5 protein-coding genes, 1 tRNA gene and 3 pseudogenes are annotated in these 6,963 nt (G+C 57.8%); 7 read left to right on the plus strand and 2 right to left on the minus strand.

Features of this window, described 5'->3' with window-relative positions; all coding sequences use genetic code 11:
• Window positions 1–287: 287 nt before the first annotated feature.
• The 4 genes and pseudogenes from alr (at window position 288) to SD70_RS24730 (ending at window position 4,763) form a co-directional block, all read left to right on the plus strand.
• A complete protein-coding gene (gene alr, locus SD70_RS24715) occupies window positions 288–1,496 on the plus strand; it encodes an alanine racemase (RefSeq protein ID WP_041050621.1) in 1,209 nt (402 codons plus the stop codon).
• 213 nt (window positions 1,497–1,709) lie between these two features.
• Window positions 1,710–1,961 carry a CopG family ribbon-helix-helix protein gene (locus tag SD70_RS24720; protein ID WP_197081167.1) on the plus strand — a complete coding sequence of 84 codons (252 nt, stop codon included), beginning with the start codon at window positions 1,710–1,712 and terminating at the stop codon, window positions 1,959–1,961.
• Window positions 1,962–1,964: 3 nt separating this feature from the next.
• Window positions 1,965–2,315, plus strand: coding sequence for a type II toxin-antitoxin system PemK/MazF family toxin (locus tag SD70_RS24725; protein WP_041050623.1), 351 nt, complete (start codon window positions 1,965–1,967; stop codon window positions 2,313–2,315).
• 266 nt (window positions 2,316–2,581) lie between these two features.
• Window positions 2,582–4,763: pseudogene (locus SD70_RS24730) on the plus strand (Tex family protein).
• 91 nt (window positions 4,764–4,854) lie between these two features.
• Here the strand turns inward: SD70_RS24730 and cmpA are convergent.
• Window positions 4,855–5,012, minus strand: a pseudogene (gene cmpA, locus SD70_RS38590) (cortex morphogenetic protein CmpA).
• Between the two features lie 178 nt (window positions 5,013–5,190).
• Between cmpA and SD70_RS24735 the strand changes: the two are divergent.
• On the plus strand, window positions 5,191–5,460 hold the full coding sequence (locus SD70_RS24735; RefSeq protein WP_041050624.1) for a hypothetical protein: 270 nt from the start codon (window positions 5,191–5,193) through the stop codon (window positions 5,458–5,460).
• A gap of 435 nt (window positions 5,461–5,895) precedes the next feature.
• Here the strand turns inward: SD70_RS24735 and SD70_RS24745 are convergent.
• Window positions 5,896–6,248: pseudogene (locus tag SD70_RS24745) on the minus strand (hydrolase/acyltransferase).
• A 109-nt stretch (window positions 6,249–6,357) separates the two neighbouring features.
• Here SD70_RS24745 and SD70_RS24750 point away from each other — a divergent pair.
• Together SD70_RS24750 and SD70_RS24755 are read left to right on the plus strand one after the other, a co-directional pair.
• Window positions 6,358–6,840, plus strand: a complete 483-nt coding sequence (locus SD70_RS24750) for a SprT family protein (RefSeq protein WP_041050626.1) — start codon at window positions 6,358–6,360, stop codon at window positions 6,838–6,840.
• 15 nt (window positions 6,841–6,855) lie between these two features.
• Window positions 6,856–6,931, plus strand: a tRNA-Asn gene (locus SD70_RS24755).
• Window positions 6,932–6,963: the final 32 nt, after the last annotated feature.

Here is a 6,963-nt window from a genome sequence, read left to right on the forward strand (position 1 = left end):
CATAAAGCGAAATTCGAACGAAAATTCCAAGTTCCAAGCTTACCTTAACAAATCCAGCCTTCATCCCAACGCCATACAGCAACGCCTCCCAAAACGGCGCTGCCCGCCGGCGAGTGAGCTTCCTTCAAATACGGAAGCTCGCTCCCAAGGCGGGCGGAGCCGTTTTGGCTATTGGATATAACGATGCATTGACAGCATGGCGCAACGCCGTTACCATGAGAAAAGTGGATTCGCAGAAGTGGCCGTATACGGCATAATCTAAGCCATACTGCAGGAAGGTGAGCGTCTTGGATCCGTTTTATCGGCCGACTTATGCAGAGGTTTCTCTGGATGCGCTGCAACACAACATTGCGGCATTCCGGCACGCGTTGCCCAAGGAGATTGCGATCATGGCGGTCGTAAAGGCGGATGCTTACGGGCACGGTGCCGTGGAAGTGGCGAAGCAGGCCATGCAATCGGGGGCGGATTATCTCGCCGTGGCGTTCCTGGACGAAGCGCTCGAGCTGCGGCAGGCCGGCATTGACGCGCCGATTTTGGCGCTTGGCTATACGCCTCCGGAGGGGCTGGAGCCGGCGCGTAAACAGCGTATTACCGTAACCGCCTACAGTCAAGAAATTATGGACGCGATGGAACGCATCAGCGCTTCCGCAGCAGGGCAACCCGACGAGCCCAAGCTGCACGTTCACGTCAAAATCGACACCGGCATGGGCCGCATCGGACTGCATCGGGAAGAAGAGGCGATCCGCTACATTGAGCGCGCCTTGAGCTTGCCGGGCATACAAGTCGAGGGCGTCTTCACGCATTACGCCAATGCCGATGAGGAAGACAAGTCTTATACGCTGGAGCAGCACCGGAAGTTTATGCGGGTGGTGCGCCATTTTACGGAGCGGGGCAGCGCCATACGCTTCTTTCATGCCGGCAACAGCGCTACGGCCATCGATACTCCGGAGCTGGCGTGCAATATGGTGCGGCTTGGCATCAGCATGTACGGCCTGTATCCGTCGGCGGAAGTGAACCGTAATACTATCGAGTTGCAGCCGGTAATGAGCTTGAAGACGGGCATCGTCCATCTGAAGACGCTCCCGCCGAATTCGGGCATCAGCTACGGCACCATTTATTATACGAGCAAGGATGAAGCGATCGCGACGCTGCCTATCGGGTATGCCGACGGCTTCTCCAGAATGCTGACGGGCAAAGCCGAGGCGCTCGTGCGCGGCAGGCGTGTGCCGATCGTCGGACGCATTTGCATGGATCAATGTATGGCTAACGTCAGCTCCGTACCCGATGCTTCGATGGGTGACGAGGTGGTGTTGATCGGCCGCCAAGGAGCCGAGGAGATTTCGGCGGATGAAGTAGCCGCATGGCTCGGTACCATTAACTACGAGGTTACCTGTATGGTCTCGCACCGCGTTCCCCGCGTTTATATCCGGGAGGGGAAGCCCGTACGGACCATTAACCCGCTGCTGCGGCATCGGTTTCATACATTTACCATGTAGAAGCTGCAACCTTGCGGCAGGACTTTGCCCTTTTTTAGCGAATAGAACGTATTACGGAAAAGCTAGGCACTCAGTTACATATGTGATCTATCAGTCGCATATATATCATATTGTATAATCTTGTTTCAACAACGCCATACTGGTAATGCCGGTTTTTCATGTTTGACGGGGGTGCGAGAAGCGGTGAGCAATGTGCAGAACACGAAGAGGATCATGATCAGTCTACCGGATCACTTGCTGCAGGAAGTGGACGGCATCGTCGAGAAGGAGAATTCCAACCGCAGCGAATTTATCCGGCAGGCGATGAAGCTCTACCTTATGGAGCGGAAAAAACGATACTTGCGCGAGTCGATGCAGCGCGGTTATATGGAGATGGCCAAAATCAATCTCCACATGGCAACGGAAGCCTTCGTCGCGGAGGAAGAGGCGGACTCTACGCTGGATCGCTTAGTTAGCGGGGTGTGATCGTTGATTGTCAAACGAGGCGATGTATATTTCGCGGACCTGTCCCCCGTGGTCGGTTCGGAGCAGGGCGGCGTTCGTCCGGTTCTCGTCATTCAGAACGATATCGGCAACCGGTTCAGCCCGACGGTCATCGTCGCGGCGATCACGGCGCAGATCCAGAAGGCGAAGCTGCCGACGCATGTGGAGATCGATGCGGAAAATCACGGCTTCGACCGGGATTCCGTCATTTTGCTGGAGCAGATCCGGACGATCGACAAGCAAAGACTGACCGACAAAATCACGCATCTGGACGAAGACACGATGCACAAAGTCGATGAGGCTTTGCAAATTAGCGTGGGTCTGATAGAATTTTGAATAGGTTCGGGAACGGGCGAGGGTCGTTGATCCTCGTTTTTTGGTTTTACCGATTCGGAATGGGTAAATTCATGAAAGCGTTGCAGCGAGAAAAGCATTCTGAACGGCGATAAAAGCTTCCGCTAAACGCGGTCGCCCATCTTCGGGAAAACTCGATAGGAGTTTTTCTCATTATAGGCAAACCGGAGAGGAGCAACACAATTATGGCGGGTAACGAAACTGCTGCGGATCCTAAGCTCAGCAAGGACGAGCTGCGCGCGGTCAAAATGGAGCTGTCGGACGAGCAGGCGGCCCAAATCCGCGAACGCATCATGAAGCAGCTCGCCGCGGAGCTCGGCATCGGGCAGTCCCGCGTCAAGACGGCGGTGGAGCTGCTTGACGAAGGCAATACGGTGCCGTTCATCGCGCGCTACCGCAAGGAAATGACGGGGGAGCTCGATGAGACGCAGCTGCGCGACATTGAGGAGCGGCTGCAATATTTGCGCAACTTGGAAGACCGCAAGCTGGAAGTGATCCGGCTCATCGGCGAGCAAGGCAAGCTGACCGGCGAGCTGCGGACGGCTATCGAGCAATCGGCGAAGCTGCAGGAGGTCGAGGATCTGTATCGGCCGTACCGGCAAAAGCGCAAGACGCGGGCCAGCGTCGCCAAGGAAAAAGGCCTCGAGCCGCTCGCCGAGTGGATCGTCTCGCAGCCTCGCAGAGGATCGCTGCAAGAAGAGGCCGCGCGTTACGTAAACGCCGACAAAGGCGTGGCAACCGCCGACGAGGCGGTGCAAGGGGCGATGGACATTATCGCCGAGCAGATCGCCGACGACGCCAAAGTACGGGCGTGGGTGCGCCGCTATACGCACGACCACGGCGTGCTGCAGACGGAGGCGAAAGACAAGTCGGCGGAGTCGGTATACGAAATGTACTACGAGTACCAGGAGCCTGTTCGCAGGCTGCCGCCGCACCGTGTGCTGGCCATCAATCGCGGGGAACGGGAAGAGGTGCTTAAAGTTCGCCTCGAAGTGCCGGAAGAGCGCATTCATGAATACATAACGAAGCAGTACGTGCGTCCCGAATCCGTTGTCAGGGAGACGCTGCTGGCAGTGGTGGAAGACGCGTATAAACGCCTCATTGCCCCGTCCATCGAGCGCGAAGTGCGCGCGCGAGTGACGGAGCGGGCGGAGGAGCATGCGATTCAAATTTTTGCCGAGAACTTGCGCTAATTTGCTGCTCCAGGCGCCGGTCAAGGGCAAGGTCGTGCTCGGCGTCGACCCGGCGTACCGGACAGGCTGCAAGCTGGCCGTCGTAGACGCGACCGGCAAAATGCTGGAAATTGCCGTCACATACCCGACGCCGCCGAACAACAAGGTGGAGGAAGCGAAAGCGAAAATCAAAGCGTTGATCGCCAAATACGGCGTTGATCTGATCGTCATCGGCAATGGTACGGCATCCCGCGAGACCGAGCAGTTTATCGCCGGATTGATTGCCGAGGTGAAAGAGCGCAAGCTGCAGTACCTGATCGTCAGCGAAGCGGGCGCGTCCGTCTATTCGGCGTCGAAGCTCGCGCAGCAGGAATTCCCGGACCTCGACGTCGCCGAGCGCAGCGCGATTTCGATCGCGCGCCGGCTTCAGGATCCGCTCGCCGAGCTCGTCAAAATCGAGCCGAAGGCGGTCGGCGTCGGCCAATACCAGCACGACGTGGCGCAGAAGCGTCTCGAAGAAAGCCTTAAGGTTGTCGTCGAATCGGCGGTCAACCATGTCGGCGTCGATCTCAATACGGCGTCGCCGTCGCTCTTGTCCTATGTATCCGGGGTGAACGCGACGACCGCAAAAAACATCGTCAAATACCGCGAGGAAAACGGCGCCTTCGCCGACCGCCAGCAGCTGCAGAAAGTGCCGCGCCTCGGTGCCAAAACGTTCGAGCAGTGCGTCGGCTTCCTGCGCATCCCCGGCAGCCGCAATCCGCTCGACAACACGCCGATCCACCCGGAATCGTACGGCGTCGTCGACCGGCTGTTCCGCGAGCTGGGGCTTGAGCTGAGCCAGCTCGGCACGCCGGAGCTGAAGGAGAAGCTGCAGCGCCTGGGGCCCGAGCAGCTGGCGCCGAAGCTCGGCGTCGGCGTGCCGACGCTGCGCGACATTTTGGACAGCCTGCAGCGGCCGGGTCGCGACCCGCGGGAGGAGCTGGAGGGGCCGATTTTCCGCTCGGACGTGCTGCAGCTCGAAGATTTGACGCCGGGCATGGAGCTCAAAGGCACGGTCCGCAACGTCATCGATTTCGGCGCTTTCGTCGACATCGGCATTAAGAACGACGGGCTCGTCCACATCTCGCAGCTGAGCGACAAGTTCGTCAAACACCCGATGGACGTCGTTTCCGTCGGCGATACGGTCACCGTCTGGGTGCTCGGCGTCGATCCGAAGAAAGGGCGCGTCAGTCTGACGATGAAGCGTCCGAACTAACGGCGGAGCCCGTAACGAATAAAGCAGATGGAGCATGACCGGCGCGCTTGTCGCCGGCCGTCGCTTCATCTGCTTTTCGCATGCTATCGAATTAGTGCAACTGCGGATTGGGGCTGAGTTCCGAGGACTCCTCCGACTCAGGCGCAAACCGGGTGCGGTAAAAAAACCAGCTGTCGTTCAAGAGCTGAATTTGCCGGCGGTTCTTGTTGTAGACGCCCGCATGAGCTGATTGCACAGCCATTGCGGCATGGCGGCCATCCCCTTTTCTGCCTGACTGATAACAGCATATGGGGCAGCCGGGCTCCGTGTGCATGGCTGGCGCAACAATTTAACGGCGGACGTTTTCAGAAATCTTTCAGCGTCCTTTCATGAGCAATTCAGATGGAGGAGATAGTATAGAGACAAACATAGCAGGGGAGAACCATCTATGAAAATCAATCGTTCCGTTCTCATTCCGGCCTTTGTGCTCGTGCTCGCGAGCGTATTGCTGGCGGCCTATTCCTTTTATGCCCGGTCCCACGGCCAGCATCCGTTACCGCCGCAGGGCGGCCGGCATCCTCTGCCTGCGGCTGGCGGCCAGCTTCCGCGGCGGAAGGAAGAGTTCGAACCGTTCAAGCTGTCGGCACGCTGGCTATTGTTTGCGGTGCGGTCAGCTTCTCCTGGTTTGCGTTCAAGAAAAAGCTGGCTTCCCCGCTAAAGTGGGTCAAGCTGCTAAGCAAGTCGCTGTACAAAATCCACACGTTCACCGGCTGGGCCGCGCTCGTTCTGATCGTCGTTCACGGAGGCTATTATCTCTTTACGAAGCTTAACGACGACAAGATCTTTACGGGGCTAGCATCCTTTCTTATTTTGGGCGGCTTGGCTTTGTACGGCTGGCTGCTCAAGCGTTCGCGCCATAAACTCATCCGCAAAATTCATTTCGTGTTAAGCTTGATCTGGATTCCCGTTCTCCTGCTGCATGCAGGCGGGTCTGTCATCGGAACAGCCGTAGCGACCGTTCTGATCTGGGCGCGATACGGATCGCGGAGAAAATGATCGTACGCAAAGCCCAAGCCCAAAACGAGTGACGGGAAAAGGCCCGCATTCCGCCGGATTGAGGCGGATGCAAGCCTTTATTGTGCCGATGCTTAACCTATTCGAGTTCTTCTTCGTACCACTGCTCAAGCTGCGCTTGCAGGGCGCGAATTTCCGTCAGCAGCGAGATGAGCGGGTACGACCGCTCTTCGATGGCGGAGAACGAGCGCTCGAGCTCGTTCATGTAGTCCAGGCCGGGCACGACGCGCAGCGCCGTGCGACCGGCTCGAGCCCCTCGCATTCGGCGACGACTTCGGCGAGCGGCGGCACGCTCTTGGCGGTCAGCTTCGTCAGCTCTTTGTGCAGGCGCTGGTGCAAAGCGGTCAGCTGGTACAGATGCGTCGCCGGGAATTCGACCGCGGCCGGCGCGGCATTTTGCAGATGCAAGATGGCGTATTTGAATTTGGACATAAGGACATGTCTCCTCCGCGAGATCAACTACTTGACAGTGTAGCCCATTGCGGTGGCATAATTCAAGTAGATTGCCGCGTGGGACAGCGGTTAAGGGGGCACAGCATACATGGATGACAAGGAGCTGCAAGCTTGGGTGGAGCGCGTCTCGCTCGCTTCGTTCGGGCTGCCGTTCCGGCACAAGGCGCGCTTCAACCGGCGGCTGCGGTCGACGGGAGGGCGCTATTTTACCCATTCCCATGACATCGAGATCAGCCCCGCCCAGCTCGAGGCGTTCGGCGCGGACGAGGTCGAGAAAATCATCAAGCACGAATTATGCCATTATCATCTGCACATTCTAAAACGGGGCTACAGGCATCGCGACGCCGATTTCAAGCAATGGCTGAAACGGGTGGGCGGCTCCCGCTACTGCCGCACGCTGCCGGACCGCGCTGTCCCGAAGCGCCTGCCATACCGGTACAAGCTCGTCTGCGGGCGCTGCGGGACCGAGTATTTGCGGAAAAGGAAGCTGGACGTGCGGAAGTACGTCTGTGGCAAATGTCGGGGAAAGCTGCAATCGTATACACTTGACTTAAGGTCTGAAACTGAATAAAATTAAAACTGTTCTTCTCCGATAGCTCAGTCGGTAGAGCACTCGACTGTTAATCGAGTTGTCACAGGTTCGAGTCCTGTTCGGGGAGCCATTTTCTATGGAGAGATACCCAAGTGGCTCAAG

It is taken from the genome of Gordoniibacillus kamchatkensis (assembly GCF_000829455.1).
Classification (GTDB): domain Bacteria; phylum Bacillota; class Bacilli; order Paenibacillales; family NBRC-103111; genus Gordoniibacillus; species Gordoniibacillus kamchatkensis.